We start from the raw sequence: 25,452 nt of genomic DNA, 5'->3' as shown, positions 1-25,452 counted from the left end.
GGGCGTGCATCACGGATCTCCTCTGGGTTCTCATTTGTGCTGCAAGCATGGCCAGTGCCGCTACCCCCTACATCGTCCAAACAGGTGAGCCCCTTTGTTGCACCGCAAAAGCAAAAGGGCACCCGCCAGGCAGGTGCCCCGTCCCCTTTCCGGTCCGACAGTTAGGCTTGCGTCTCGAACAGCGCGGCCGCGCCCATGCCGCCGCCGATGCACATCGACACCACGACGAAACGCTCGCCACGGCGGCGCGCCTCCAAGAGCGCGGTGCCGACCAGCCGCGCACCGGACATCCCGAACGGGTGCCCGACGGCGATCGCGCCGCCGTTGACGTTCAGCCGCGCATCCGGGATGCCAAGCGCGTCACGGCAGTGCAGTACCTGGCAGGCGAACGCCTCGTTGATCTCCCACAGGCCGACGTCGGACACCTTGAGGTTGTGCCGTGCCAACAGTTTGGGGATGGCATAAAGCGGGCCGATGCCCATCTCGTCGGCGCGGCAGCCGGCCAGCGCCAGCCCGCGGTAGATGCCCAGCGGCGCGAGGCCCCGTTCGCGCGCGGCGTCGCTCGACATCAGCACCGAGGCCGACGCGCCGTCCGACAGCTGCGAGGCGTTGCCGGCGGTGATGAATTCGCCCTGCGCGACCCAGCGCCCGCCGGCGAACACCGGCTTCAACGCGGCCAGGCTCTCGGCGCTGGTGTCGGCGCGCGCGCCCTCGTCGCGCGCGAGCGTCACCCGCTGTTTTTCGGTCGGGTTGCCTTCCTTGTCGAACAGCTGCTTGTCGACGGCAATCGGCACGATCTCGTCGTCGAACAGCCCGGCCTGCTGCGCGGCGGCGACCTTGAGCTGGCTTTGCAGCGCGTACGCGTCCTGTGCGGCGCGGCTGACGCCGTAGCGTTGCGACACCAGCTCGGCGGTCTCGATCATCGGGATATACGCGGTCGGGTACGCGGCGAGCACCGCCTGCGACTGCGCGCGGTACGCGTTCTTGTGCTTGTTCTGCACCAGCGAGATCGACTCGACACCGCCGGCGACCAGGATCTCGCGCTCGCCGACCATGATGTCCTTGGCGGCGCTGGCGATCGCGATCAGGCCGGACGCGCACATGCGATCCAGCGCCATGCCCGGCACGCTGTCCGGCAAGCCGGCCACATAGGCGGCCAGGCGCCCGATGGTGTAACCCTGCGAGCCCTGCTGCGCGGCGCAGCCCAGGATCACGTCGTCGACCTCGGCCGGCGCGACGCCGGCGCGCTCGACGGCGGCGCGGATCACGTGGCCGGCGAGCAGCGGCGCTTCGGTGTCGTTGAACGCGCCGCGGTAGGCTTTGCCGATCGCGGTGCGGGCGGTGGATACGATGACAGCTTCCTGCATGCTCATCTCCTGCTAGAAAAAGTAACGGCTGATCTTGTCGACCACGCAGCCGGGCTTGTCCTGCCCGTCGATCTCGATGGTCACGCGCACGGTCGCCTGCACGCCGCCGCCGACCTCCTCGACCTTGAGCACCTCGCCGCGGCCGCGCAGGCGCGAGCCGACCGGCACCGGCGCCGGGAAGCGCACGCGGTCGCAGCCCACATTCACCCCCATCTTCATGTTGCGGATCTCGATCAGCTGCGGCAAAAAGCAGCTCGCCAGCGACAGCGTCAGATAGCCGTGCGCGATGGTGCTGCCGAACGGCCCGTCCTTGGCGCGCACCGGGTCGACGTGGATCCACTGGTGGTCCCCGGTCGCCTCGGCGAACAGGTCGATGCGCTGCTGGCTGATCTCCAGCCAGCCGGTGACGCCCAGTTGCCGGCCGCTGGCGGCCAGCAGCGCCTCTTTCGAGTCAAATACGACGTTCGCCATGTTCACGCCCGCTGCGCGCTGACCGACACCACTTCACCGGTCATGTAGCTTGAGTAGTCGCTGGCGAGGAACAGCATCACGTTGGCGACCTCCCACGGCTCGGCGCCGCGGCCGAACGCTTCCTGGGCGGACAGCGAGTCGAGCAGCTCCTGCGGCGCGGACTTCTTCAGGAAGGCGTGGATCGCGATCGACGGTGCGACCGCGTTGATGCGCACGCCGAACTCGGCGGCTTCCAGCGCCGAACAGCGGGTGAGCGCCATCACGCCGGCCTTGGCCGCCGCGTAATGCGCCTGCTCCTTCTGCGCGCGCCAGCCGAGCACCGACGCGTTGTTGACGATCACGCCGTGCCCGCGCGGCTGCATCGCGCGCAGCATGGCGCGGGTCATGCGGAAGGTGCCGGTCAGGGTCACTGCCAGCACCTTGTCCCATTCTGCGTCCGCCATATCCACCACGCGGCAGCTGGTGCCAAGCCCTGCGTTGTTGATCAGCACATCGACGCCCCCGAGCCTGTGTTCGGCCGCGTCGACCAGCGCCTGCACCTGTTCTTCGTCGCTCACGTCGCACAACTGGCCGTAAATGGCGGCCAGGCCGGTTTCGCTTTTCAGCGTCTCGACCGCGTCCTGCAAGCGTTTTTCGTGCACGTCGGAGAGCATCAGCGCGCGTGCCCCCTCCTCGGCCGCGCGCCGCGCGGCGGCAAAGCCGATACCGGCGCCGGCCGCGGCGGTGATCAGGACAGACTTGCCCTTGATGAGGCCGCAGGCGGCCGGATAGTTGGGGGCTGCGTTCATCGCGTAACTCCGTGGTTTGGACAGCCCCATCCTGCGCCGACCCCAAACGCGGGGCATCGTGCAAACGGACCAGCCGCGGGCCAGCAAAAAGGCCGGGCAAGCCCGGCCTTGCCGCTTACTGCCACACCGCTAGAACGGCCACACCGACGCTTCGGCACCGCCGTCGACCTCGATCACCTTGCCGGTCACCCAGCTGGCGGCCGGACTTGCCAAGTAGAGCGCGGCAGCAGCAATGTCGTCGACCGTCCCCAGCCGGGCCAGGGGCGTGCCTGCGACCATCTTGCCGCGCGCGGTCTCGTCGAGGAACTTCTCCAGCGCGTCGGTCGCGATCGGCCCCGGCGCGATCGCGTTGACGCGGATCAGCGGCGCCAAATCCTGCGCCATCAGGCGGGTAAGCTGGGTCAGCGCGGCCTTGGCCGCGCCGTACACGGTGAAGTGCTTCTGCGCGTAGCGCGCGGCGCCCGAGGTGATGTTGACGATGGCGCCGTGGCCGGCCGCCTGCATGCGCGGGGCCGCCAGCGCGGAGAGCCGGAACGCGCTTGTCACGTTGAAATGCATCGCCGCGTCGAACGCGTCGGCCGAGGTCTTGAGCATCTTGTTCGGCGCGGCGCCGCCCGCGTTGTTGACGAGCAGGGTCAGCTTACCCATCGCCTCGCACGTGGCGTCCACCAGCTGCGCGAGCGCCGCCTCGTCGTTGACGTCACAGGTCACCGCCAGCGCCCGTACCCCCGTTTCGCGCGCCAGACGCGCGGTCTCCCCGATCTCGTCCGGGCTTCTCGCCGCGCAGACCACGTCGGCGCCGGCTTCGGCGTACGCCAGCGCGATCGCGCGGCCGATGCCGCGCCCGGCGCCGGTCACCAGCGCAACCTCACCCGCGAGCGAGAAGCGCTCGATCAGTTTTTGCTGCATGCAGCCCTCCCTTTCCATGGCAAGAAAAAGGCCCGGCGTCGCCGGGCCTGTCCACGCAAGCGCTTACTTGCCGGCGCGGCGCGCGGTGTCGGCGGTGAAGTCTTCCGGCTTGAGGCCGCCGGCGTTCAGCACATCGGACTTCGGTTGCTCGTTCAGCATGCCGTACGCGACGTAGGAGCCCGAGTTGAGGTCGTGGTAGAAGGTTGTCGAGTTGAACCACCCGCTGAAGTCCGGCGAGTAGTAGTGATGCGCGACCGCCGCGCGCCACAGCTTGCCCTGGCCGTCGTACTGGTCGGAGTACAGGCCGTGCCAGCTATCCTCGTCGAGGTACATCACGCGCTTGGAGTACAGGTGGCGCATGCCGGGCTTGAGCTTGCCCTCGAGCACCCACACGCGGTGCAGTTCGTAACGCATCGGCTCCGTGTTCGGGTGGTTCGGCGTCAGCAGGTCCTTGTACTTGAGCTTGGGGCTGGCCACACGGTACGCGTTGTAAGGCACGTACATCTCGCGCTTGCCGACCAGCTTCCAGTCGTAACGCTCGGGCGAACCGTTGAACAGGCGGTCCTCGTCGATCACCATGCTGCCACCCACCCCGGCAGTCGGCTGGTCGAAGCCGTAACCCGGCACCTGGCGCACGCGGCGGGTGCCCGGGTCGTAACGCCAGGCCAGGCGGTAGTTCTTCGCGAAGTTGTACGGCTCGTGCGACACGGTGACGCCGCCCTTCTCGCGCTCGGGCAGCAAGGCGGAAGTCATGTAGTACGAGTACACGCCGTCGCTGGTCTTGCTGCGCACCTTGGGGTCGTACGCCGGCGTGAGGCCGACCGACTTCAGGCGCCCCCAGATGATGCCGTTGCTGGTGACCGTCGCGTTGTCGCGCACCGTATTCACGCTAAATGGACGGTGCGGCAGCAGCATGTTCCACAGCGCCTCGGTGCCGCTCTTCGGGATCGGGAACGGGACGGCACCGGTCGTAGCGTCGACGCCCATGCCGCCGTCGGTCACCTTGGCGCCCTTCGCGTTCTCCAGCGCGGTGTCGCACACGTAGTCCGGGTAACGGAAGTCACGGCGGCTCTGGTAGACCGGCATCTTGTAGGTCGACGGGTACTTCTTCAGCAGCGCCTTCTGACCGTCGTTAAGCCTGGCCGCGTACTGGTCCATGTTTGCGGCGGTGATCACGAACAGCGGCTTCTCGTTCGGGTAGACGTCGGAGGCATGGCTGCCGGCGTTCATCTTCCAGCCCGGGTTCGCCTGCGCGCCGAGCCACTTGCCGGAGAACGCCGGGATCGAGCCGTCGGCGTTGCCGGCCTTTTCGGCCCCGACGCAGGTCAGGTCCTTGCCCAGGCGGGCCGCTTCGGCGGCGGAGACAGCGGCCATCGCCTGGGCCGCGAACAGGGCCAGGGCGCCGGTAACGGCGATACGGAGTGCGTGTTGTTGCATGGCTGAATTCCTTTGCTTGTCAGGTCGGGGTCAGAAGCTGTACTTGGCGTACGCCGACACGTAGTCGCGGTCGCCCAACTGGCGGTAGACCGGGTCCGGGCGGGTATAGCCGACGTAGGAGAGGCCCAGTTCGAGGTTGCCCAGGTACTTCCACTCCATCCCTGCCGAGTAGCGGAAGTCGCCGTCGGCAGACGCGAGGGTCGAGATCGGCGACATGCCCTGCACCCATACGGCGCGCAGCGGCACCTTCAGGTCCCAACCCGGGACGATGCCCGGGTAAGAGAGGTCCACCCCCAGCGTCAGCCCGTAGCCGTTCTTGTCGCGCTCGCCGGTGACCTGCCCCTGGGCGTTGCTGGTCTCATAAACGAACTGGTCGCTGCTGCCGAACAGCGGACGGTTGCCGGGCGCCTTGAGGCCGGCCAGGTTGGCCGCGCCGTACGCCTTGTCGACGCTGATGCCGTGGGTCCATACCAGTTCGCCCATCAGCGTGGTCGCGCTCGCCCACGGTCTGTGCCCCAACACACGAATAAACGAGACCTGCGCCTGGGTCGCCTTGCCCTTGCTCGCAGTCGGCCCCAGCGGGGTATTGACCAGCATCGGCACGCCGTCGCGATAGGTCAGTTCGGCGCCGACCTGGGTCTCGCCGATCCGGGTCGACAAGGAAGCACCGACAAGCTTGATGTTTTCGAAATAGACCTCGTTGTAGGAGACCGGATTAGGCAGCCAGGTGCCGTTGAAAGCACCAAACGCTGGATTGGCAGGGGAACAAGCGGCTGCATTTGGACTGGCGTAGCAGCCCGGCATCCTGCCGTAATTCATGCGCACGTTCGGATTCTTGTCGTGGTACTGCAGGTAGTACGCCGACAGTTCGGTTTCTTCACTAACCCCCCAGCGCGCGCCCAGGCCGAACTGCCCGCTGTCCTTCGGGTCTTCCTTGCCGGCAAACGGGGTGTAATTGGCGCCAAGCTTGCCCTGTACGCGGGGATCAGGTACCGATACTCCGGCGTTGGGCACGCCGAAGCCCGTGCGGATAAACTGCGCACCAGGGCCGAGAATATCGGTGCTCGACAGGTAGGAGCCCACCGGCGGCAGCTCGGTACCCTTCCACTGGAACTGGTAGTAGCCCATCAGGCTCAGGCGCGGCGAGAGTTCGAGCATCGCTGACACCTGCGGCACCGGCAGCAGGATCTCCTTCACCTCGGTGCCCGGCGACAGGCCCTTGACCGCGTCGACCGGCACCTGTGCCGCCGAGGTATTGGCGTAGAACAGGCTCTCGCCCCAGGACACAACCTGGTTGCCGAGCTTGACCGACAGCACCTGGTCGCCGCCGAGGTTCCAGCTGTCGTACACGTACAGGTCGAGGAACTTGGCGCGGCCGCCCGAGTAGAACTTGGTGCCGTCGGTGAATTCGTTGGGCGCGCCGAACTTGTTGACCGTCTGCGGAGAGTCGTTGTCGTTCCCCCTGTGGTAGACGTCGTCGTAGAAGGCGGTGCCGCGCAGCAGCATGCCCATCGTGTCCTTTTGCAGGTGCATCTCGGCGTTCAGGCCGACCCGGTTGGTGGTGAGGTCGCCCTTGCCGAAGTTGCGGTTGCCATCGTCCAGGTTGATCGCACGCGGGTTGCTGCTGGCCTGCGGACCGGCAAGCAGCTTGTCGGACGCGTCCTTCACCCGCACGCCGACGCCGTACGACACCGTCGCCGACCAGTCGATCTTGGCGCCATTGTCGAATTCGATGCTGTCCCCGGCCCACGCCGTGCTGCCGATCAGCGCCAGCGACAGCGGCAGCAGCCGGGGGGCCCAGCGCCAGCGCCTCCCCTTGTGTTGCGTTCCCTGCATATCGTTCTCCTCTCGTTGTCCGGGCCCATCCGCCAACGGCTCGCCCTTGTCCGACAATCTGCGCAGTAACGAAAGGCACTACATCGTCCGGAAAGACTACGCAGAGCAATTACTCAAAAACCATAAATCGCGTTAGTCTGTTCGGGCGATGTCCAAGCCCGGGACCCACACAACAATCGGGGCAAGCGACAAGCAGGAGGAGACAAACCTTGAACGAAATCAACGATTTCAAGGCGTCGGTGCGCGCATGGCTGGAAGCAAACTGCCCGCCATCGATGCGCACGCCGCCGCCCGAAGGCGAGATGGTGCTCGCCGGCAGCCGGCTCACCTTTACCCAGCCGGACCAGCAGCTGTGGTTCGAGCGCATGAGGGACCAGGGCTGGTTCGCGCCGGACTGGCCGCGCGAATACGGCGGCGGCGGGCTTGACGCGCGCCAGACGCGGGTACTGGAGAGCGAGCTTGCCCGCCTCAAGTGCCGCGCGCCGATGGTCAACCTGGGCATCTGGATGATCGGGCCGGTGCTGCTCGAATTCGGCAGCGATGAACAGAAGGCGCGCCACCTGCCGGGCATGGCACGCGGCGAAGTGGCCTGGTGCCAGGGTTTTTCCGAGCCCGGCGCGGGCTCGGATCTCGCCGGCCTTTCCTGCCGCGCCGAGCACGACGGCGACGACTACGTCGTCAACGGCTCGAAGATCTGGACCTCCTACGCCGACCGCAGCGACTGGATGTACGCGCTGGTGCGCACCGACCCCACGGCCGGCAAGCACGCGGGCATCAGCATGCTCTTGATCGACATGGCAAGCGCAGGGGTCAGTACCCGTCCGATCGAACTGATCAGCGGCAAGTCGCACTTCTGCCAGGTGTTCTTCGACAACGTTCGCGTGCCGGTGGCCAACCTGGTCGGCGCCGAGGGCGAGGGCTGGATGCTTGCCAAGGCGCTGCTCGCACACGAGCGCCGCGCGATGAGCAAGTTCGGCGACAACAACGTACCCGGCGTCGACTTTCTCGACCTCGCCCGCCGCCTTGTCGCCCAGGCCGACCCGGACAGCCGCGCGGTGCTCACCGACCGTGTCGCCGCGTGCGCGATGGACGAGCACGCGTACAAGCTGATGCTCGAGCGCACCCACGAGGCGGGCGGCGCCGGGCAGGACGTCTCGGCGCTGGTGGCGACCTTCAAGTACCTGCACAGCGAGCAGAACAAGACGCGCTACCGCACGCTGACGGCGCTGGCCGGCACCGACGCGCTGGGCTGGGAGGGCGAAGGCTACGACGAGGAACTCCTCAAGCTCGCCCGCCAGTGGCTGAACGCGTACACCTACACCGTCGCCGGCGGCACCTCCGAGATCCAGCTCAACATCCTCGCCCGCCGCGTGCTGGGCCTGCCCGATAGCGGAGGCTGAACGATGCGTTTTGTCCTGAACGAAGACCAGAACATGCTGCGCGAGAGCGCGGCCGACTTTTTCGCCGGCCGCCTGCCGCTCGCGCACCAGCGCAAGCTCAAGGCACAAGGCCTGACCCACGACGCCGACGCCTGGCGCGAGATGGCGGAGCTTGGCTGGAACGCCATCGCGCTGCCCGAGGCGGTCGGTGGCGTGCCGTTCGACCGCTCCGGCGTCGCGCTGGTGCTCGCCGAGGCCGCGCGCACGCTGGCTGCCACGCCCTTGTTCGCCAGCAACCTGTTGGCGGCGGGGCTGATCGAAGCGGCAGGGTCTGACGCGCAAAAGCGCGACTGGCTGCCGGCCCTGGCTGCCGGCGACAAATTGGGCGCACTGGCGCTGGACGAGCGCGCGCGGCATGACCCGACGCGGATCGCTACCCGTGCGACACGCGAGGCAGACGGCTGGCGCATCAACGGCGCCAAGTGCGCGGTGGTCGACGGCGAGTTCGCCGACCTGCTGCTTGTCGTCGCGCGCGACGCGGACACCCAGGACACCCTGCTGTTCGTGCTGGACGCGCACACCGCGGGCGTCAGCTGCCAGCCGCTGTCGCAGATCGACGCGCAGCCGATGGCGCGCGTGCGCCTGGACGGGGTGAAAGCGGACGAAGCCGCACTGCTCGCGCGCGGCGCGGCGGCCGACGCGGCACTGAACACCGTGCTCGAGCGTGCACGCATCGCGTTGGCCGCGCAGTTGCAGGCAATCAGCCGCGTGCTGTTCGACACCACGCTGGCGTACCTCAAGCAGCGCGAGCAATACGGCCGCAAGATCGGCGCCTTCCAGGCGCTGCAGCACCGCATGGCGCGGCTGTTCACCCGTATCGAGCTCGCCGAGAGCTGCGTGCAGGCCGCCGTCGCCGCGCTGGACACCGACGCAGACCTCGCCCTTCCCGCCGCACTCGCCAAGGGCATGGCCGGCGAGACTGCGCTTGCCGTCGCCGACGAGGCGGTGCAACTGCACGGCGGCATCGGCGTCACCGACGAGCTGGACGTCGGCCTTTTCCTCAAGCGCGTGCAGGTGCTGGAAGCTCTGCTGGGCGACAGCGTGTACCAGCGCGCGCGTTACGCACGACTGATCGGGGTGGTGGCATGAGCACGATAGACAAGTGGAAGACCGCGTACGCGCAACTGACCGCGCCGGGCGCACCGTTCGAACTGGCCGAACAAGGCGGGATGGTGGTGTTCCGCAACGCGCCTGCGACGCTGAACGACGCGCTGGAAGCCGGCCGCCGCCACGGCGACGCCATCTTCCTGTCCTACCTGGGCAAACAGCTGAGTTTTAATGGCTACTTCGCCGAGGTCGAACGCGTGGCCGCCGGCCTGCTCGCGCAGGGGCTTGCGCGCGGCACGCGGGTCGCGATCGCGATGCGCAACCGCCCAGAGTGGCTGGTCGCCTTCTACGCGGTACTGAAAGCCGGCGCCGTGCCGTGCGCGCTCAATAGCTGGTGGCAGGGCGAGGAGCTTTCCCACGCGCTTGCCGACGCCGAAGCGAGCTGGCTGATCGCCGACGCCGACCGGCTCGCCAGGCTAGACGGACGGCTGGGCGATCTGACCGTGGTCGGCGTCGACGGCGCCGCCACGCTGGACATGGCAACCCTGGCCGGCCCGGCGCCGGAGGCCTGGCCGCAGGTTTCGCCTGACGACACCGCCGCGGTGCTGTTCACTTCGGGTACCAGCGCGCGTGCCAAGGCGGTGCTGCTCTCGCAGCGCGCGCTGGCGCAGGGCGCGTTCAACTTCGACTTCTTCGCCGCGGTCGGCGCGATGGCGCAGCCCGCGCTGATCGCGCGCGCCGCCGGCCGGCGCATCAAGAGCCTGGTCGCGGTGCCGCTCTTTCACGTCTCCGGGCTGATGGCGCAGTTCGTCGCCGGCCTGCGCGGCGGGCGCGAACTTGCGCTGATGCACAAATGGGATGCCGCCGAGGCGATCCGCGCGATGCAGGAAGACGGCGTCACCACCTTCAACGGCTCGCCGGCGATGCAGGTCGACCTGATCAGCCACCCGGCGTTCGATCCGGCGCGGCTCGGTCACTTGTTGGCGCTCGGCTACGGCGGCGCCGGCGTCCCCGAGTCCTTGTCCGGCCGCATCGCGCGCGCGCTGCCCGAGGCAATGCAGGGCGTCGGCTACGGCATGACCGAGACCGGCGGCGCCGGCTGCGTGAACAGCGGCGAGCTCTTCTTCGAACACCCGAAGGCCAGCGGCCTGGTCTCGCCGATCATGCGGGTGCGGGCGCAGGCACCGGACGGCACGCCCTGCCCGGCCGGCGTCGAGGGCGAACTCGCGTTTGCCGGCGTCACGCTGATGGACGGCTACTGGCAGGACGGGCAACTCGACCGATCTTCGTTCAATGGCGCTTGGTTCGCCACCGGCGACATCGGCTTTGTCGACGCCGACGGCCTCGTTTCGCTTACCGGGCGCAGCAAGGAAGTGGTCAACCGCGGCGGCGAGAAGTTCTCGCTCTCCGAAGTCGAGCACTGCCTGACCGCACACCCGGACGTGCTGGAGGCCGCCGCGCTGGCGGTGCCCGACGAGCGCCTGGGCGAGCGGCTGGAAGCCGTGGTGGTGGTGCGCGCGGGCGCGCCGCGCGACGCCGACGCGATCCGCGCGTTCGCCGCCGCGCGCCTGGCCGCGTACAAGGTGCCCGCCAGCATCCATGTCAGCGAGACCGCGCTGCCGCGCAACGCGACCGGCAAGCTGATGCGCCAGGCGCTCAGGGTGCCCGTCTAGCGGCCGGCGAGCGCCGGCTCCTCCGCACGGACGATGGCGGAGGGGCCGGCAAGCGGTACAAAGGACACAGGACAGACTCAGCAGGAGAAAAACGATGGGCTTGCAAGGCAAGGCAGCAATCGTCGGCATCGCGCAATACCGGCCGGAGAAATACCAGACGGCCCCGCGCATGTTCCACCTCGAGCAGGTCGCCGACCTCGCGCGCCAGGCGCTGCTCGACGCCGGCCTCGAAGCGTCCGACATCGACGGGCTGTGCGTGAACGGCCCGCACTTTCACGAGGCTTCCAGCTTCGTTCCGGCCATGGTCGGCGAATACCTCGGCACCGCGCTCAACTTCGGCGAGGTGGTCGACCTGGGCGGTGCCTCCGGCGTCGCCATGGCGTGGCGCGCGGCCGCCGCGATCGAGCTTGGCCTGTGCCGCGCCGTACTGTGCGTGATCCCGCAGCGGATGGCGCCGATGGGCCCGGACGAGGACCCGATGGCGATGGCGCGCGCGATGCGCTACGGCGGACACAGCACCGCGTTTGGCGCGCCCGAGGCCGAGTTCGACCTGCCCTACGGCCATATGGCGCAGAACACCGGCTACGCGATGATCGCCCAGCGCTACAAGGCGCGTTACGGCTACGACGAGGCCGCGATGGCCAAGATCGTCGTCGACCAGCGCACCAACGCCTGCGCCAACCCGGACGCGATGTTCTACGGCAAGCCGCTCTCCATCGACGACGTTCTGGCAAGCCGCATGGTCGCCGACCCCTTGCGCGTGCTCGAGATCGTGATGCCGGTCGCCGGCGGTGCCGCCTTTATCGTGGCGGACGCAGACCTCGCCCGCCGCGGCCGCCACCGCCCGGCCTGGGTCAAGGGCTTTGGCGAACACATCATCAGCAAGTCGCCGACCTACGCGCCGGACATGCTCGACACGCCGATCGGCCCGGCCTCGCGCCGCGCCTTCGCGATGGCCGGCATCACCCCGGCCGACATCGACGTCGCCCAGCTCTACGACTGCTACACCATCACGGTGCTCTTGTCGCTGGAGGACGCCGGTTTCGCCAAGAAGGGCGAAGGCATGGCCTTCGTGCGCGAGCACGACCTCACTTACAAGGGCGACTTCCCGCTCAACACCCACGGCGGCCAGCTGGGCTTCGGCCAGGCCGGCAGCGCCGGCGGCATGAGCCAGCTGATCGAGGCAGTCGAACAATTGCGCGGCAGTTGCGGTGAGCGCCAGCTCTCGCGTTGCGACAAGGCCTTCGTCTCCGGCACCGGCGGCGTGATGAGCGAACAGGCCGCGCTGATCCTGATGGGGGAATAAACCATGGCAAACAAACCGCAACCGGTCGCGACCGACATCTCGCGCCCGTACTGGGACGCGCTCAAGGCGCGCCGCATCGAACTGCAGCAGTGCGACGCCTGCGGCCGCTGGAACTTCTTTCCGCGCCGCCACTGCCCGCACTGCCTGTCCGACCGCCTCGCGTGGCGCGAGGTGTCCGGCCGCGGCAAGCTGTTGACCTACACCATCGCGCGCATCCCGACCCTACCCGACTTCGCCGACGAGGCGCCGCAGAAACTCGCGGTGGTTGAGCTCGCCGAAGGCGTGCATCTGAACACCACGCTGGTCGGCCTTGATGAGGACGAAATCCAGATCGGCATGGCGGTAAGACCGGTATTCGACGCAAGCGGCGACACCCCCTTGCTGCGCTTCACCGGCGAGAACAAGGCGCTGACCGTGATCAAGCGCGCGGCAGACGACACGCCAGAAGTGGCCTCGCCGGCCAAGGCCAAGCGGCAGATCCACTTCAAGGATTTCGAGTCGCTGAAGGCACTTGTCAGCGACGACTACTCGGGCTGGAGCAACACGTATACGGTGGGGCAGGAGCTGATCGACCAGTTTGCCGCGCTCTCCGGCGACGACTACTGGATTCATACCGACCCGGAACGCGCCAGGAAGCAAGGCCCGTTCGGCGGCACCATCGCGCACGGCATGCTGATCCAGGTGCTGCTCTCCCGCCTGACCATGCCGCTTGATTGGGAGCTGACCGGCTTCGGCAATATGGCCAACTACGGCAGCAACAAGCTGCGCTTCCCCTCGCCGGTACCCGCCGGCAGCCGGATCCACGGCCGCGCGCGCGTGAAGGCGGTCGACGAAGTCAAGGCCGGCACCCAGTTGACGCTGGAGATGTGCGTGCACGTGGTCGGCCAGGAACGCCCCGCACTGATCAACGAGCTGATCGTGCTTTACATGCTCTGAGTTTGCAGGCCCTCGATGTGGTGGTTGGCCCCGCTTGCGCGGGGCCTTTTTTCATTCGTCCCTGCCCGAGCGCTCGACCTCGACCGCGGTGACCTTGTACTCCGGGCACGAGGTCGCCCAGTCGGCGTTCAGCGTGGTCAGCACATTGGTGCCGCTTTGCGGGAAGTGGAAGGACGCGTAGACGACGCCCGGCTGCACGGTGTCGGTGACCTGCGCGTCCAGCTCCGTCTGCCCCATCCGGCTGGCCACACGCACCCGGTCGCCGGCGCGGATGCCGCGCGCGGCGGCGTCCTGCGGGTGGATGCGCAGGTGGTCGCGGTCGACCCACGCGAGGTTGGCGGTGCGCCGCGTCTGCGCGCCGACGTTGTAGTGTTCGAGGATGCGCCCGGTGGTCAGCAACAGCGGGAAGGCGCGGCTCACCGCCTCGCTGGTCGGCATGTAGGGCGTGTTGTTGAACTGGCCAAGCCCGCGACTGAAGGCTGTCGCGTGCAGCACGGCGGTGCCGTGAGGGGCATTGGCGTCGCACGGCCACTGCACGCTGCCGAGCTTGTCGAGCAGGCCGTAGCTGACGCCGGCGAAGGTCGGCGTCAGGCGCGCGATCTCGTCCATCACCTCGGACGGGTGGCCGTACGCCATCGGGTAGCCCATCGCGCGCGCGAGCGCCTGCGTCACCTGCCAGTCGGCCATGCCGGCGAGCGGCGGCAACGCGCGGCGGATGCGCGAGATGCGCCGCTCGGCGTTGGTAAAGGTGCCGTCCTTCTCCAGGAAGGTCGCGCCGGGCAGCAGCACGTGCGCGAACCTGGCCGTCTCGTTGTGGAAGATGTCCTGCACCACCACGAATTCCATCGCCATGAGCGCCGCGTGCACGTGGCGGCTGTCCGGGTCGGACTGCGCGATGTCCTCGCCCTGGCAGTACAGTCCGAGAAAACGGCCTTCGAGCGCCGCCTCGAACATCTGCGGGATGCGCAGGCCGGCGTCTTCCGGCATCTGCACGCCCCACGCCGCCTCGAAGCTTGCGCGGACTTCCTCGATGCCGACGTGGCGATAGCCGGTGAATTCGTGCGGCACCGCGCCCATGTCGCACGCGCCTTGCACATTGTTCTGCCCGCGCAAGGGGTTGACGCCGACCCCGTCGCGGCCGAGGTTGCCTGTGGCAAGAGCGAGGTTGGCCAGCGCCATCACGGCGCTCGAGCCCTGGCTGTGCTCGGTGACGCCCAAGCCGTAGTAGATCGCCGCGTTGGCGGCCCGCCCGTAGCGGCGGGCCGCCTCGCGGATCAGCGCCGCGGCGACGCCGCACTCGCCCTCTACCGCCTCGGGCGCGTGTTCGAGCAGCAGGATGAAGTCGTGCCAGGACAGCCACGAGGCTTCGTCGCAGCGCGCACCGATGAAGTCGCGGTCGACCAGCTTCTCCTCGATCAGCGTGTAGGCGATCGCGTTGAGCAGCAGCACGTTGGTGCCGGGTCTCACCGCCAGGTGCAGGCCTTCGCCTGCGTGCAGGGTATCGAGCAGGCCGGTTCGTCTGGGGTCGATCACGATCAGCTGCGCACCCTCGCGCAGGCGGCGGCGCAGCGCCGAAGCGAACACCGGGTGCGCGTCGGTCGGGTTGGCGCCGCACACCAGGATCAGGTCGGCCGCATGCACCGAGTCGAAGTGCTGGGTGCCGGCCGCCTCGCCAAACGCGGCCTTCAGCCCGTACTCGCTCGGCGAATGGCAGACCCGCGCGCAGTTGTCGATGTTGTGGTTGCCGAACACCGCGCGCACCAGCTTCTGCACGAGGTAGGCCTCTTCGTTGCTGCAGCGGCTGGACGCGATGCCGCCGATAGCGCCCACGCCGTGCCTTGCCTGCACGCCCCGCAGGCCCGCCGCGGCGAAGGCGATCGCCTCGTCCCAACCCACCTCGCGCCACGGCTCGGTAATGTGGTCACGGATCAGCGGCTGCTTCACCCGCTCGGGGTGCGTCGCGTAGCCCCACGCGAAGCGGCCCTTCACGCAGGCGTGGCCGTGGTTGGCGCCGCCCGCGCGCGACGGGGTCAGCCGCACCAGTTGTCCGCCCTTGACCTCGGTCTCCAACGAGCAGCCGACCCCGCAGTACGCGCAGGTAGTGGTCAGCGCGTGCGTCGGCTGCCCGGCGGCGATCAGCGTGCGCTCGGTCAGCGTCGCGGTCGGGCACGCCTCGACGCAGGCGCCGCACGAGACGCACTCGGACCCCATCAGGTTTTCGCCGGCAAAGCCGACGCGCGACGCGAAGCCGCGCCCGCTGATGTTGAGCGCGAAGGAGCCCTGCACTTCTTCGCACGCGCGCACGCAGCGCGAACAGACCACGCAGCGCGCCGGGTCGTACACGAAATAGGGGTTGGAGGTGTCGATCGCGTCGGCGAGATGGTTGTCTCCCTGCCCCACCCCGTAGCGGATCTCGCGTACGCCGACTTCGCCTGCGGTGTCCTGCAGCTCGCAATTGCCGTTGGCCGCGCAGCTCAGGCAGTCGGTCGGGTGGTCCGACAGGTAGAGCTCCATCACCCCGCGCCGCAATTGGGCCAGATGCGGGCTTTGCGTGCGCACGACCATGCCATCCTCGCACGGCGTGGTACAGGCGGCAGGGGTGCCGTGGCGGCCGTCAATTTCCACCAGGCACAGCCGGCACGAGCCGAAGGCCGCCAGCGTGTCGGTCGCGCACAGTTTGGGCAGCGGCGAGTTGGCGAGGGCGGCGGCGCGCAGCAGCGAGGTGCCGGCGGCCACCTCGATGGTGAGGCCGTCGATGGTCAGCGAAACGGTGCCGGCCTGCCCCGGCGCGGGCGTACCAAGGTCGGCTTCGCGGCGGCTTTTCATCGTGTGTCCCTTCCCGTGAATTCGTCCGGAAAGTGCTCGATTGCCGAGCGCACCGGGTAGTGCAGCATGCCGCCCAAGGCGCACAAGGACGCGTCGCGCAGGGTATCGGTGAGTTCCAACAGCAGCGCGACGTCGTCGGCGGCGTGATGGCTGCCGGCCATCAGGCGCTCGACGATCTCGCCGCCGCGCACCGAGCCGACGCGGCACGGCGTGCACTTGCCGCACGATTCGGCCGCGCAGAAGGTGAACGCGAGGCGCGCCATGCCCGCCATGTCGCACGCTTCGTCCACCGCGACCACGCTACCGTGGCCGAGGATGGCGCCGCGCGCGGCGAACGCCTCGTAGTCGAGCGGCAGGTCAAAGTCGTCCACAGTCAGCCACGCGCCCAGCGGCCCGCCGACCTGCACCGCCTTGACGCGCCCCATTTTGGCGCCGCCGCCAAAATCGTCGACGAGCTCGCCGAGCGTCGGCCCGAACGCGGTCTCGATAAGCCCGCACCGGCGCAGGCAGCCGGCGAGCGTCAACGCCAAGGTGCCGCGCGAGCGCTCGCGCCCGAAGTGGTAGAACGCCGCGCCGCCGTCCCGCGCGATCACCGGCAGGGACGCGAGCGAGAGCACGTTGTGCACCAGGGTCGGTTTGCCGAACAGGCCGCAGACCGCCGGCAGCGGCGGGCGCGCCCGCACCTGCCCGCGCTTGCCCTCGATCGACTCGATCAGCGCCGACTCCTCGCCACAGATATACGCGCCGGCGCCGGCGCGCACCTCGACGCGGAACGCGCGGCCGCTGCCCGCGATGTCCTCCCCCAGGAACCCGGCCGCCTCGGCGTGCGCCACCGCCTGCTTGAGTTTTTCGATCGCGTGCGGGTATTCGCTGCGCACGTAGACGTAACCTTGCTCAGCGCCGACGCACAGCGCGGCGATGGTCATCCCTTCGAGCAACGCGTACGGGTCGCCTTCCATCAGCATGCGGTCGGCGTACGCGCCGGAGTCGCCCTCGTCGGCGTTGCACACGACAAAGCGCTCGGTGTCCCCTTGAGCACGCACGCCCTGCCACTTGATATGCGCCGGGAACGCGGCGCCGCCACGACCGCGCAGGCCGGACGCCTCCAGTTCGGCGATGAAGGCGTCCTCCCCCGTCTCCAGCACCCGCTTGAGCCCCGCGTAACCGCCACTTTCCAGATAGTCATCGAGCGACAGCGGCCGGATCAGCCCGGCGCGCGCGAACACCAGCCGCTGCTGGCGCGCAAGGAACGGCAGCGCGTCGACCGGGCCCAGCGCGAGCGGGTGCGCGCCGCCTTGCAGGAGGCCGGCGTCCAGCAGGCTGTCGATGTCGGCGTCCGTCACCGGCCCGTAGCCGAAGCTGCCCGCGTCGGTATCGACCTCCAGCAGCGGCTCCAGCCAGTAGAGCCCGCGCGCGCTCACCCGCACGATATCGGCGGTGAGCCCCCGCACGGCCAGCGCCGCCGCCAGTGCCCGGGCCACGTCATCGGCGCCCAGCGCGCAGGCGACCGAGTCTTCGCTGATCCTCACGCGCACGCTCACGGCTGATCCTCCTGCCAAAGGCGCGCGATGCGCGCGGCGTCAAGCCGGCACAACAGCCGGCCGTCGTACTCGGCGGCGGGAGACGCCGCGCACGCACCCAGGCAGTACACGACCTCGATATCGGTATCCGAGGGCGCACTCTGGGCCGCCTGCCACAGCGCCTCGCTGCCCATGGCACGGCAGGACTCGGCGCGGCAGATGCGCAGGCGGTGCGCGTTGGGCGCGCTGCGCCGGAAATCGGCGTAGAAACTGATCACCCCTTCGAGTTCGGCGCGCGAGATGCGTAGCGCCGACGCAATCGGCGCGATCGCTGCGTCCGGGATATAGCCGCACGTGGCCTGCACCGCGTGCAACAGCGGCAGCAGCGCGCCGCGCCGGCCCCGGTGTTGCTCGATCAGCGCAGCAAGCGCGTCCTCTGTCAGCGTGTCAGTCATCGAAGCGCTCCCGCCGGTTTAAAAGTCCACTGTAGGAAGCCGCCGTGCCGCTGTCAGGCCGGATGCGGGCAGAAACGGCCGCACAGCAAAAAGGGCACCCCGCATGGGGTGCCCGTGGCCCGGAGGGACAAGCTCAGGCACAAAGGTCGAAACGGTCGGCGTTCATCACCTTCACCCACGCCGACACGAAGTCGCACACGAACTTGCCGGCGTTGTCGTCCTGCGCGTAAAGCTCGGCGTAGGCGCGCAGCACCGCGTTCGAGCCGAACACCAGGTCGATCCGGCTCGCCGTCCATTTAAGCGTACCGCTGGCCCGGTCACGCAGCTCGTAACGCTTGTCGCCCGCCACCTGCCAGCTGTTGCCCATGTCGGTGAGGTTGACGAAGAAGTCGTTGCTGAGCACGCCGACCCGGTCGGTGAACACGCCGTCCGCAGCTCCGCCGTAATTGGCGCCCAACACGCGCAGGCCACCGACCAGCACCGTCATCTCGGGCGCGGTCAGCCCCATCAGCTGGCTGCGCTCGAGCAGCAACTGTTCGGCTGCCACCGCGTAGTCGGCCTTTAGATAGTTCCTGAAGCCGTCGTGCACAGGTTCGAGCACCGCGAACGACGCCGCGTCGGTCGTCTCCTCGCTTGCATCTCCTCGCCCGGGCGAGAAAGGCACCTCGACGTCGAACCCCGCCGCGTGCGCCGCCCGCTCGACGCCGACGTTGCCGCCAAGCACGATGATGTCGGCCACACTCGCGCCGACCTCGCGCGCGATCGGCTCGAGTACCGCCAGCACGCGGGCAAGCCGTTCGGGCTCGTTGCCCGGCCAGTCTTTCTGCGGGGCGAGGCGGATGCGCGCGCCGTTGGCGCCGCCGCGCCTGTCCGAGCCGCGGAAGGTGCGCGCGCTGTCCCACGCGGTACTCACCAGCTCCGCCACCGACAGGCCGGACGCGGCGATCTTCGCCTTGGCCGCCGCGACGTCGTAGCCCACCGGCCCCGCCTGCACCGGGTCCTGCCAGAGCAGGTCTGCGGCCGGTACGTCCGGGCCGATGTAGCGGCTCTTCGGACCCATGTCGCGGTGGGTCAGCTTGAACCACGCGCGCGCGAACACCTCGGAGAAGTAGTCCTGGTCGGCGGCGAAGCGCTCGGAGATCTTGCGGTAGGCCGGGTCCATTTTCATCGCCATGTCGGCATCGGTCATGATCGGGTTGCGTCGGACCGAAGGGTCTTCGGCGTCGAGCGGCTTGTCCTCCTCGCGGATGCCGATCGGCTCCCACTGCCAGGCGCCGGCCGGGCTCTTCTTCAGTTCCCACTCGTAACCCAAGAGCAGCTTGAAGTAGCCGTTGTCCCAGCGCGTCGGGTTGGTCGTCCACGCGCCCTCCAGCCCGCTGGTCACCGCGTCGCAGCCAATGCCGCGGGTGGTCTTGTTGAGCCAGCCAAGGCCGGCGTCTTCCAGCGGCGCGCCTTCCGGCGCGGGGCCGAGACGGGCGGCGTCGCCGTTACCGTGGCACTTGCCGACGGTGTGGCCGCCGGCGGCCAGCGCGACGGTTTCCTCGTCGTCCATCGCCATGCGCGCGAAGGTCTCGCGCACGTCTTGGGCGGTACGCAAGGGGTCGGGCTTGCCGCCGACACCCTCCGGATTCACGTAGATCAGCCCCATCTGCACCGCGGCAAGCGGGTTTTCCAACGAGGCGCGGTCGTCGCCCTGGTAGCGCTCGGCGCCCATCCACTCTTTCTCAGGCCCCCAGTTGATGTCCTTTTCCGGGTGCCAGATGTCCTCGCGCCCGAACGAGAAGCCGTAGGTCTTCAGCCCCATCGTCTCGTACGCCATGGTGCCGGCCAGCACGATCAGGTCGGCCCAGCTCAATTTGTTGCCGTATTTCTTCTTGATCGGCCACAACAGGCGGCGCGCCTTGTCGAGGTTGGCGTTGTCCGGCCACGAGTTGATCGGCGCGAAGCGCTGGTTGCCGCGGCTGGCGCCGCCACGCCCGTCGGCAGTGCGGTAGGTGCCGGCCGAGTGCCACGCCATGCGGATCATCAGCCCGCCGTAGTGCCCCCAGTCGGCCGGCCACCAAACCTGGCTTTGCGTCATGAAGTCGACGAGGTCCTGTTTCAGCGCGGCAAAGTCGAGCCCTGCGACCGCCTTGCGGTAGTCGAAGCCGCCCCCCATCGGGTTGGTCTTGCTGTCGTGCTGGTGCAGGATGTCGAGATTCAGCGCGTGCGGCCACCAGGGCACGTGGCTGCCCACCTCGGTGTTCGCGCCGTGCATCACCGGGCACTTGCCCGCCGTTTGCTGCGTATCTTGCATCGTCAAACCCTCCGCTACGGTGGATGGGCCGGCCATACTGCGCACATGGCGCAGGATAGAACGCGGCAATCCTGAGAAGTGTAGGCAAGAAAAAAGCCGGAACACGCTCGCGCAGGTGCCGCCGGGGCTGCCTGGGCCGACACGCTGGTCGACTTCCGCAAGGGCGACCTGATGCTGCTGTTCGACATCCGTCGTTACGACCCTGCGCTGGAGGCGCTCTCGCAGAAGGCGGCACGGCACCGGCTCACCCTGTGCCTGTTCACCGACCAGTGGCTGTCGCCGATCGCGCCCTTGGGGCGGCTGGTGCTGGTCGGGCGCGGCAACGCCGCCGCCGGCTGGGACAGCAAGCTGCCGCTTTTCGTGCTGGTCGAGGCGCTGATCGCGCGCGTGCACCAGTTGCGCGGCGCGCACAGCACCGGCCGGCTCGCCCTGATCGACGAGTGGGGCGGGGCCTGAGTCCAACGCGTCAGCGCCCGGCGCCCCCGTCCGGCCACAGCAACACCGGCCCGCCGTCGAACGGGTCGACGTAATCGCTCGCCTGCCAGCCGGCTGCGTGTAGCCATCCTTGCACGTCGCGGCATGCGTCGCCGGCCACCCCCAGCACGGCGCGGGCGGGCGCTGGCAGGAAGCCGGCGTAAAGCGTGTGCTGCGGCAGCAATTCGGCAAGCGCCGCCGCATCGCCGTCCAGATGCGCTTGCCCCTGCGCGGCGAAGTGCCGGCCCAGCGCCTGCCAGAGTACGGCGTCACCGTCCGCGCCCTGTACGCCGGGCAGCGCGGCGTACAGGCGCCGGCCGAAGCGTGCCGCCTCGCGCCGCGCCGTCTCCTGGACGGCTCCGAGCAGTACCGCGGCCGCGGCAGCGGCCGGGTCGCCCTCGCCCGCCACGCGGAGCGCGCAAAGCCTTGCCGCGTCGCAGAGGTCGTTGCACAGGGTCAGCGTCGCAAGCTTGCGGTCGATGCCGGCGAGCGGGACGCGCCGCACGCTGACGCCCCGCCTGAAATGCGCGGCGAGCGAGGGCGAGCGCAAGAGCGCATAGCCGGCCAGCACGCCTTGCGCGTCTTCGAGCACCAGCAGCACGTCGGCCGCCCCGCCGTCCCTGGCCGCCTCCGCCGGCAACGGCCCGAAGCCCTGTCCGTGGAACGCTGCAAGCGCGTCCCGGTCTGCCGGGTTTGCGAGTCTTGCCTGCATCAGCGCCCCTCCCCTCCGCACGGCAAGGCGCGTACCCACGCACCCTCGCCGAGTTGCAAAGCCTGCATCGCCGCCGCCCCGACCCGCAGCATGCCCGCCTCGAGCGACGCGCGTGCGCGCACCGCCCTGAAACCCGCAGTGCCGGTATTGGCGAGCAGCCATTCATCGCCCGTTTCCGGCTCGCCGGCTGCAACCGGCCAGGTCCTGCTTGCCGCCGTCGAGCGCAGCGCGGACACGCGCCCGAGCAGCACCGGTCCGCCGTCGAAAGCGTCGATATAGTCTTCCACCTCGAAACCGTCGCCGTAGAGGATGTCGTACCCCACCCGCGCCTCCTCGCCGACTTCGCCCATCACCAGTTGCGCGGACTCGGACAGCAGGGGCACGTAGATTGGTTGCTGCGGCATCTGCGAGGCGAGCACGCGCCGGCCATGCTCGCCGCACACGCGTTCGGCCTCGGCGTAGTCGATGCCGAAGTACACCCGCCCGACCGAGTCCCAGAACGGCGAGACGTCACCCGCTTCGGTCACCCCGAGCATGGCCGACACCACCGTGTTCGCGAAACGCTGCGGATGGCCGGCGACGAACATGAGGCGCGCGAGCGACAGAAGCTCGGCGCCCGCGCGCCCTGCCCCCGGCCCGGCATAAAAGGCCGTCAGCAAGGACGCGTCGCTCAGGTCGTGGCAGAGCGTCAGCACATGCACGCGGTTGGAGAGCCCGAGGCTCGCCGAGCTGTGCGAGAGCGTGTCGTTGCGAAAACAGTAGAAGGGCTCGCCGAAGCCGGCCGACGCGTCGATGCCGGCGACCCCGGCCAGCTCGCCGCTGTCGTTGTCTTCCAGCACGAACAGGTAGCGCTCCTCGCCCCGGAAGCGGATGTCGCCGGCGAGCGCCGACTCGCTCTGCCGGATGCGTTCGGCAAGGCGCGCGCGGCTGCCTTGCAGGGAAGTCACGCCGACCGGGCTTTGCGCGGCCAGCGCGTGCACCGCGGCGAGGTCTTGTTCGGTGACGGGTCTGAATACGAGCATGGGGGAAAGGTCCTGTCAGCCGCCGCGCGCCTGCCTGCGCTCGTCGCGCGGGGTCAGGCCGAAATGGTTGCGGTAGGCGCTGGAAAAGTGCGGCCCCGACGAGAAGCCGCATGAGAGGCCGACCTGGATGATCGACGTGCTGGTCTGGCGCAGCAGCTGCCGCGAGCGCTCGAGGCGCAGCTCCAGATAGTATTGCGACGGCACCCGCTCCAGATACTGCCGGAACAGCCGCTCGAGCTGGCGGCGCGAGATATGCACGAGGCGGGCGATCTCGTCGGTGGTCAGCGGCTCTTCGAGGTTGCTCTGCATCAGTTCGACCGCGCCGACCAGCTTGGGGTCGGCGGCGCCGCTTTGCGTGCGCAAGGCCGCACGCTGGCGCTCGTCGCCACGCCGCACCCGCTCGAGCAGCCAGCGCTCGGCAAGCGGCCCGCACGCCGGCGCGTGGCCGTCGGCCGCAAGCAGCGACAGCACGAAGTCGGCCAGCGCCGCACCGCCCGCGCAACTGCCGCCGCGCGGGCCGAGTTCGAACAACTGCTCGCTCACCTTCACCGCCGGGTAGCGCTCGCGAAAGGCGTCCGCCTGCGTCCAGTGCACGGCGACGGCCGGCGCTGCCAGGCCAGCGGCCGCCAGCCAGAACACGCCGCCGTGCACGGCCATGAGCCGCGTCCCCGCCTGAGCAAGCGCCGCGAGCGTGCCCAGTAGCGGCGCGTCGTCCTGCGCCGGTACCCTTTCGCCGCCCAGCACGAACAAGGTGGCCGGCGCGTCCGCCGCACACAGCGCAGTGTCGACCGCCGAGGAGCGGCCCGCCGCCGAGCGCACCGGTGCGCCGTCGGCCGACACCCACAGCAGCGACGGCAGCGCGGCGCCGGCGTGCGCACAAAGCAGGTCGACGAGCACGCCGGCCTCTCCGTCGAAAAAGCCCGGCAGCAGCAGGACGTGCCAGCGACCGCCAGGATGTGCGCTGTCCATTACGTTGACCTTAGCGGGTGCGCGACAGGAACTGCTGCAGGCGCTCGCTTTGCGGGTTGGCGAGCACCTGCTGCGGGTCGCCTTCTTCCTCGACGCGGCCCTGGTGCAGGAACATCACGTGGTTGCCCACTTCGCGCGCGAAGGCCATCTCGTGGGTGACCACCACCATGGTCCGCCCCTCTTCGGCCAGCGCGCGCATCACGCGCAACACTTCGCCGACGAGTTCGGGGTCGAGCGCCGAGGTCGGCTCGTCGAACAGCATCACCTCGGGCTCGACCGCCAGCGCGCGCGCGATCGCCACGCGCTGCTGCTGGCCACCGGACATGTGCGCCGGGTACTTGTCCTCGACGCCACACAGGCCGACTTTCTCCAGGTAGCGGCGCGCGCGCGCCACGGCCTCGTCGCGCGGCACCCCCAGCACGTGCACCGGCACCTCGATGATGTTCTGCAGCACCGTCATGTGCGCCCACAGGTTGAAGTGCTGGAACACCATCGCCAGGCGCGCGCGCATCCGCTGCAGCTGCTTCCCGCTTTTCGCGTCCAGCATGCCGTCGGGCTTGCGGATCAGTTCCAGCGGCTCGCCGGCCAGCGCGATGCTGCCCTCGTGCGGGCGCTCGAGCAGGTTGATGCAGCGCAAGAACGTGCTCTTGCCCGAACCGCTCGAGCCGATGATGCTGATCACGTCGCCCGCGTGCGCGGTCAGCGAAATGCCCTTGAGCACCTCGTGTTCGCCGAAGCGCTTGTGGACGTCTTTCACCTCGAGCTTGACCGCGCGCGCGGCAACACCCGCGCCGGCCGCACACGCCCCGCCCGGTTTCTGGTCGTGATACATGTTGTTCTCCAAGAGGGTCTCAGGCACTGAGCAGATTGCCGCTGCGAAACGGCACGCGGCCGGCGACCTTGCCCAGGTTAGCGCCGGCGAGCGCGAAGCGGGTGGCGGCGCGTGCGTACAGCACGCCGTCGACCGTGGCCGCCAGCGGCAACACCCGTCCGCTGACCGGGTCGACGATCTCGCACACGGTCTCGCCGGCCGCCACCCTGTCGCCCGACGCCTTGCAGTAGACGACGACGCCGGCTTCGGGCGCGATCAGGGGTTCGGAGCCGGCCAGCGGCGTCGGCTCGCACAGGGCGGGCGGCAGCTGCGGCGCATCACCGGCGACCACGCCCTTGAGCGTGAGGAAGGCCAGCAGCGCCGCCGCGTCCGCACGGGCCGTTTCGTGCTCGACGTCGGTCTCGCCGCGCAGCTCGACCGTCGTCGCGAAGCAGGCACGCGGGATGTTGGCGTCGGGGTAGCGCCGCGCAAGCTGCCACCACACACCGCTCAAGGCCTCGTCGAACGACTGCCCGCCGCTGCCTTCGGCAAGCAAGAGCGCGCGGGCGCCCAGCAGCCGGCAAAGCGGCAGGGCTTCCTCGACGTAAGGCGTCTCGGTGTAGAGGTGCACCACCGCCTCGAAGTCGGCGTGCAAGTCGAGCACGATGTCGGCGTCGAAGGCGAGCGACACCAGCGTATGCCTGAGCGAAGCGAGCTCGCCGACCGGGTGCTGGGCCGCCAGGTAGTCACGCATCGCCTCCCTAATGCGTTGGCGGTTGACCGCGGCGCCCGCGCCCAGCGCGCCTTCGAGCGCGTCGCCGATCGCTTCGGCAAACTGCGGGTAGCCGCGGTTGAAGTTCTCGCCGGAGGCCAGGTCGAAACGCCCCTGCGCGTCGAACAGCAGCGACTGGTCTAGCCCGACCGGGTTGCACACCGGCACCAGCACCACCTCCCCTAGCAGGCGGCCTGCGGCCTCCAGTTCGGCGAGCATGGCCTTGAGGTGGTGGCACACCAGCATGCCGGGGATCTCGTCGGCGTGCAGGCCGGCCTGGATATAGACCTTCTGCCCGTCGCCGCGCGTGCCGAAATGGAAGCTGGTCACGCTGCGGTGCGCGCCAAGCCCGGGCGCCGCCAGCGGATGATTGCGTGTTTGCATGG

The 25,452-nt window shown here is 69.1% G+C and carries 20 protein-coding genes and 1 pseudogene; 6 read left to right on the top strand and 15 right to left on the bottom strand.

What is annotated here, in order from left to right:
• Nucleotides 1–161 precede the first annotated feature (161 nt).
• From GZH52_RS07785 to GZH52_RS07760, 6 genes are all read right to left on the bottom strand, one after another.
• Nucleotides 162–1,367, bottom strand: coding sequence for an acetyl-CoA C-acyltransferase (locus GZH52_RS07785; RefSeq protein WP_163315913.1), 1,206 nt, complete (start codon nucleotides 1,365–1,367; stop codon nucleotides 162–164).
• A 12-nt stretch (nucleotides 1,368–1,379) separates the two neighbouring features.
• Nucleotides 1,380–1,838 carry a MaoC family dehydratase gene (locus GZH52_RS07780; protein ID WP_163315912.1) on the bottom strand — a complete coding sequence of 153 codons (459 nt, stop codon included), beginning with the start codon at nucleotides 1,836–1,838 and terminating at the stop codon, nucleotides 1,380–1,382.
• 2 nt (nucleotides 1,839–1,840) lie between these two features.
• Nucleotides 1,841–2,626, bottom strand: a complete 786-nt coding sequence (locus GZH52_RS07775) for an SDR family oxidoreductase (RefSeq protein WP_163315911.1) — start codon at nucleotides 2,624–2,626, stop codon at nucleotides 1,841–1,843.
• Between the two features lie 129 nt (nucleotides 2,627–2,755).
• Nucleotides 2,756–3,535, bottom strand: coding sequence for an SDR family NAD(P)-dependent oxidoreductase (locus GZH52_RS07770; RefSeq protein ID WP_163315910.1), 780 nt, complete (start codon nucleotides 3,533–3,535; stop codon nucleotides 2,756–2,758).
• Between the two features lie 63 nt (nucleotides 3,536–3,598).
• The gene (locus GZH52_RS07765) at nucleotides 3,599–4,972 is read right to left on the bottom strand and encodes a DUF1329 domain-containing protein (RefSeq protein WP_163315909.1); all 1,374 of its coding nucleotides are present in this window, start codon (nucleotides 4,970–4,972) and stop codon (nucleotides 3,599–3,601) included.
• Between the two features lie 30 nt (nucleotides 4,973–5,002).
• A complete protein-coding gene (locus GZH52_RS07760) occupies nucleotides 5,003–6,808 on the bottom strand; it encodes a DUF1302 domain-containing protein (RefSeq protein ID WP_163315908.1) in 1,806 nt (601 codons plus the stop codon).
• A gap of 209 nt (nucleotides 6,809–7,017) precedes the next feature.
• On the opposite strand from GZH52_RS07760, the gene GZH52_RS07755 reads away from it, so the two are divergent.
• From GZH52_RS07755 to GZH52_RS07735, 5 genes are all read left to right on the top strand, one after another.
• The gene (locus tag GZH52_RS07755) at nucleotides 7,018–8,208 is read left to right on the top strand and encodes an acyl-CoA dehydrogenase family protein (protein WP_163315907.1); all 1,191 of its coding nucleotides are present in this window, start codon (nucleotides 7,018–7,020) and stop codon (nucleotides 8,206–8,208) included.
• A 3-nt stretch (nucleotides 8,209–8,211) separates the two neighbouring features.
• Nucleotides 8,212–9,336 carry an acyl-CoA dehydrogenase family protein gene (locus tag GZH52_RS07750; protein ID WP_163315906.1) on the top strand — a complete coding sequence of 375 codons (1,125 nt, stop codon included), beginning with the start codon at nucleotides 8,212–8,214 and terminating at the stop codon, nucleotides 9,334–9,336.
• On the top strand, nucleotides 9,333–10,967 hold the full coding sequence (locus GZH52_RS07745; protein ID WP_163315905.1) for a class I adenylate-forming enzyme family protein: 1,635 nt from the start codon (nucleotides 9,333–9,335) through the stop codon (nucleotides 10,965–10,967). Before GZH52_RS07750 ends, GZH52_RS07745 begins: the two co-directional genes overlap by 4 nt.
• A gap of 94 nt (nucleotides 10,968–11,061) precedes the next feature.
• Nucleotides 11,062–12,273 carry a thiolase family protein gene (locus GZH52_RS07740; RefSeq protein WP_163315904.1) on the top strand — a complete coding sequence of 404 codons (1,212 nt, stop codon included), beginning with the start codon at nucleotides 11,062–11,064 and terminating at the stop codon, nucleotides 12,271–12,273.
• 3 nt (nucleotides 12,274–12,276) lie between these two features.
• Nucleotides 12,277–13,209, top strand: a complete 933-nt coding sequence (locus tag GZH52_RS07735) for a bifunctional OB-fold nucleic acid binding domain-containing protein/MaoC family dehydratase (protein WP_163315903.1) — start codon at nucleotides 12,277–12,279, stop codon at nucleotides 13,207–13,209.
• A 51-nt stretch (nucleotides 13,210–13,260) separates the two neighbouring features.
• Here GZH52_RS07735 and fdhF read toward each other — a convergent pair whose 3' ends face one another.
• The 4 genes from fdhF to katG all read right to left on the bottom strand — a co-directional run bounded on the left by fdhF (nucleotide 13,261) and on the right by katG (nucleotide 20,306).
• Nucleotides 13,261–16,035 (bottom strand): formate dehydrogenase subunit alpha, encoded by a 2,775-nt coding sequence (gene fdhF / locus GZH52_RS07730; protein ID WP_163315902.1) that lies wholly within the window; start codon nucleotides 16,033–16,035, stop codon nucleotides 13,261–13,263.
• A complete protein-coding gene (locus GZH52_RS07725; RefSeq protein WP_349290644.1) occupies nucleotides 16,032–17,576 on the bottom strand; it encodes a formate dehydrogenase beta subunit in 1,545 nt (514 codons plus the stop codon). The genes fdhF and GZH52_RS07725 overlap by 4 nt, the downstream gene beginning before the upstream one ends.
• On the bottom strand, nucleotides 17,573–18,010 hold the full coding sequence (locus tag GZH52_RS07720) for an NAD(P)H-dependent oxidoreductase subunit E (protein WP_163315900.1): 438 nt from the start codon (nucleotides 18,008–18,010) through the stop codon (nucleotides 17,573–17,575). Before GZH52_RS07720 ends, GZH52_RS07725 begins: the two co-directional genes overlap by 4 nt.
• 133 nt (nucleotides 18,011–18,143) lie before the next feature.
• The gene (gene katG / locus GZH52_RS07715) at nucleotides 18,144–20,306 is read right to left on the bottom strand and encodes a catalase/peroxidase HPI (protein ID WP_163315899.1); all 2,163 of its coding nucleotides are present in this window, start codon (nucleotides 20,304–20,306) and stop codon (nucleotides 18,144–18,146) included.
• Between the two features lie 123 nt (nucleotides 20,307–20,429).
• Between katG and GZH52_RS07710 the strand changes: the two are divergent.
• A pseudogene (locus GZH52_RS07710) lies at nucleotides 20,430–20,762 on the top strand (MurR/RpiR family transcriptional regulator); the annotation flags it as partial.
• A gap of 10 nt (nucleotides 20,763–20,772) precedes the next feature.
• Here GZH52_RS07710 and GZH52_RS07705 read toward each other — a convergent pair.
• The 5 genes from GZH52_RS07705 to GZH52_RS07685 are packed head-to-tail and all read right to left on the bottom strand — an operon-like array spanning nucleotide 20,773 to nucleotide 25,450.
• On the bottom strand, nucleotides 20,773–21,492 hold the full coding sequence (locus GZH52_RS07705) for an arginine N-succinyltransferase (protein ID WP_163315898.1): 720 nt from the start codon (nucleotides 21,490–21,492) through the stop codon (nucleotides 20,773–20,775).
• Nucleotides 21,492–22,514, bottom strand: coding sequence for an arginine N-succinyltransferase (locus GZH52_RS07700; RefSeq protein WP_163315897.1), 1,023 nt, complete (start codon nucleotides 22,512–22,514; stop codon nucleotides 21,492–21,494). Before GZH52_RS07700 ends, GZH52_RS07705 begins: the two co-directional genes overlap by 1 nt.
• 15 nt (nucleotides 22,515–22,529) lie before the next feature.
• A complete protein-coding gene (locus tag GZH52_RS07695; protein WP_163315896.1) occupies nucleotides 22,530–23,483 on the bottom strand; it encodes a GlxA family transcriptional regulator in 954 nt (317 codons plus the stop codon).
• Nucleotides 23,484–23,493: 10 nt separating this feature from the next.
• On the bottom strand, nucleotides 23,494–24,315 hold the full coding sequence (locus GZH52_RS07690) for an ABC transporter ATP-binding protein (RefSeq protein WP_163315895.1): 822 nt from the start codon (nucleotides 24,313–24,315) through the stop codon (nucleotides 23,494–23,496).
• Nucleotides 24,316–24,334: 19 nt separating this feature from the next.
• Nucleotides 24,335–25,450: a succinylglutamate desuccinylase/aspartoacylase family protein gene (locus tag GZH52_RS07685; RefSeq protein ID WP_163315894.1), complete on the bottom strand. Its 1,116-nt coding sequence runs from the start codon at nucleotides 25,448–25,450 to the stop codon at nucleotides 24,335–24,337.
• Between the last annotated feature and the right edge of the window lie 2 nt (nucleotides 25,451–25,452).

This window comes from Crenobacter caeni (assembly GCF_010435965.1).
GTDB classification, from domain to species: Bacteria; Pseudomonadota; Gammaproteobacteria; order Burkholderiales; family Chromobacteriaceae; genus Craterilacuibacter; species Craterilacuibacter caeni.
The sequence above is the reverse complement of the archived record's forward strand: the minus strand, read 5'-3'. Positions and strand labels throughout refer to the sequence as shown.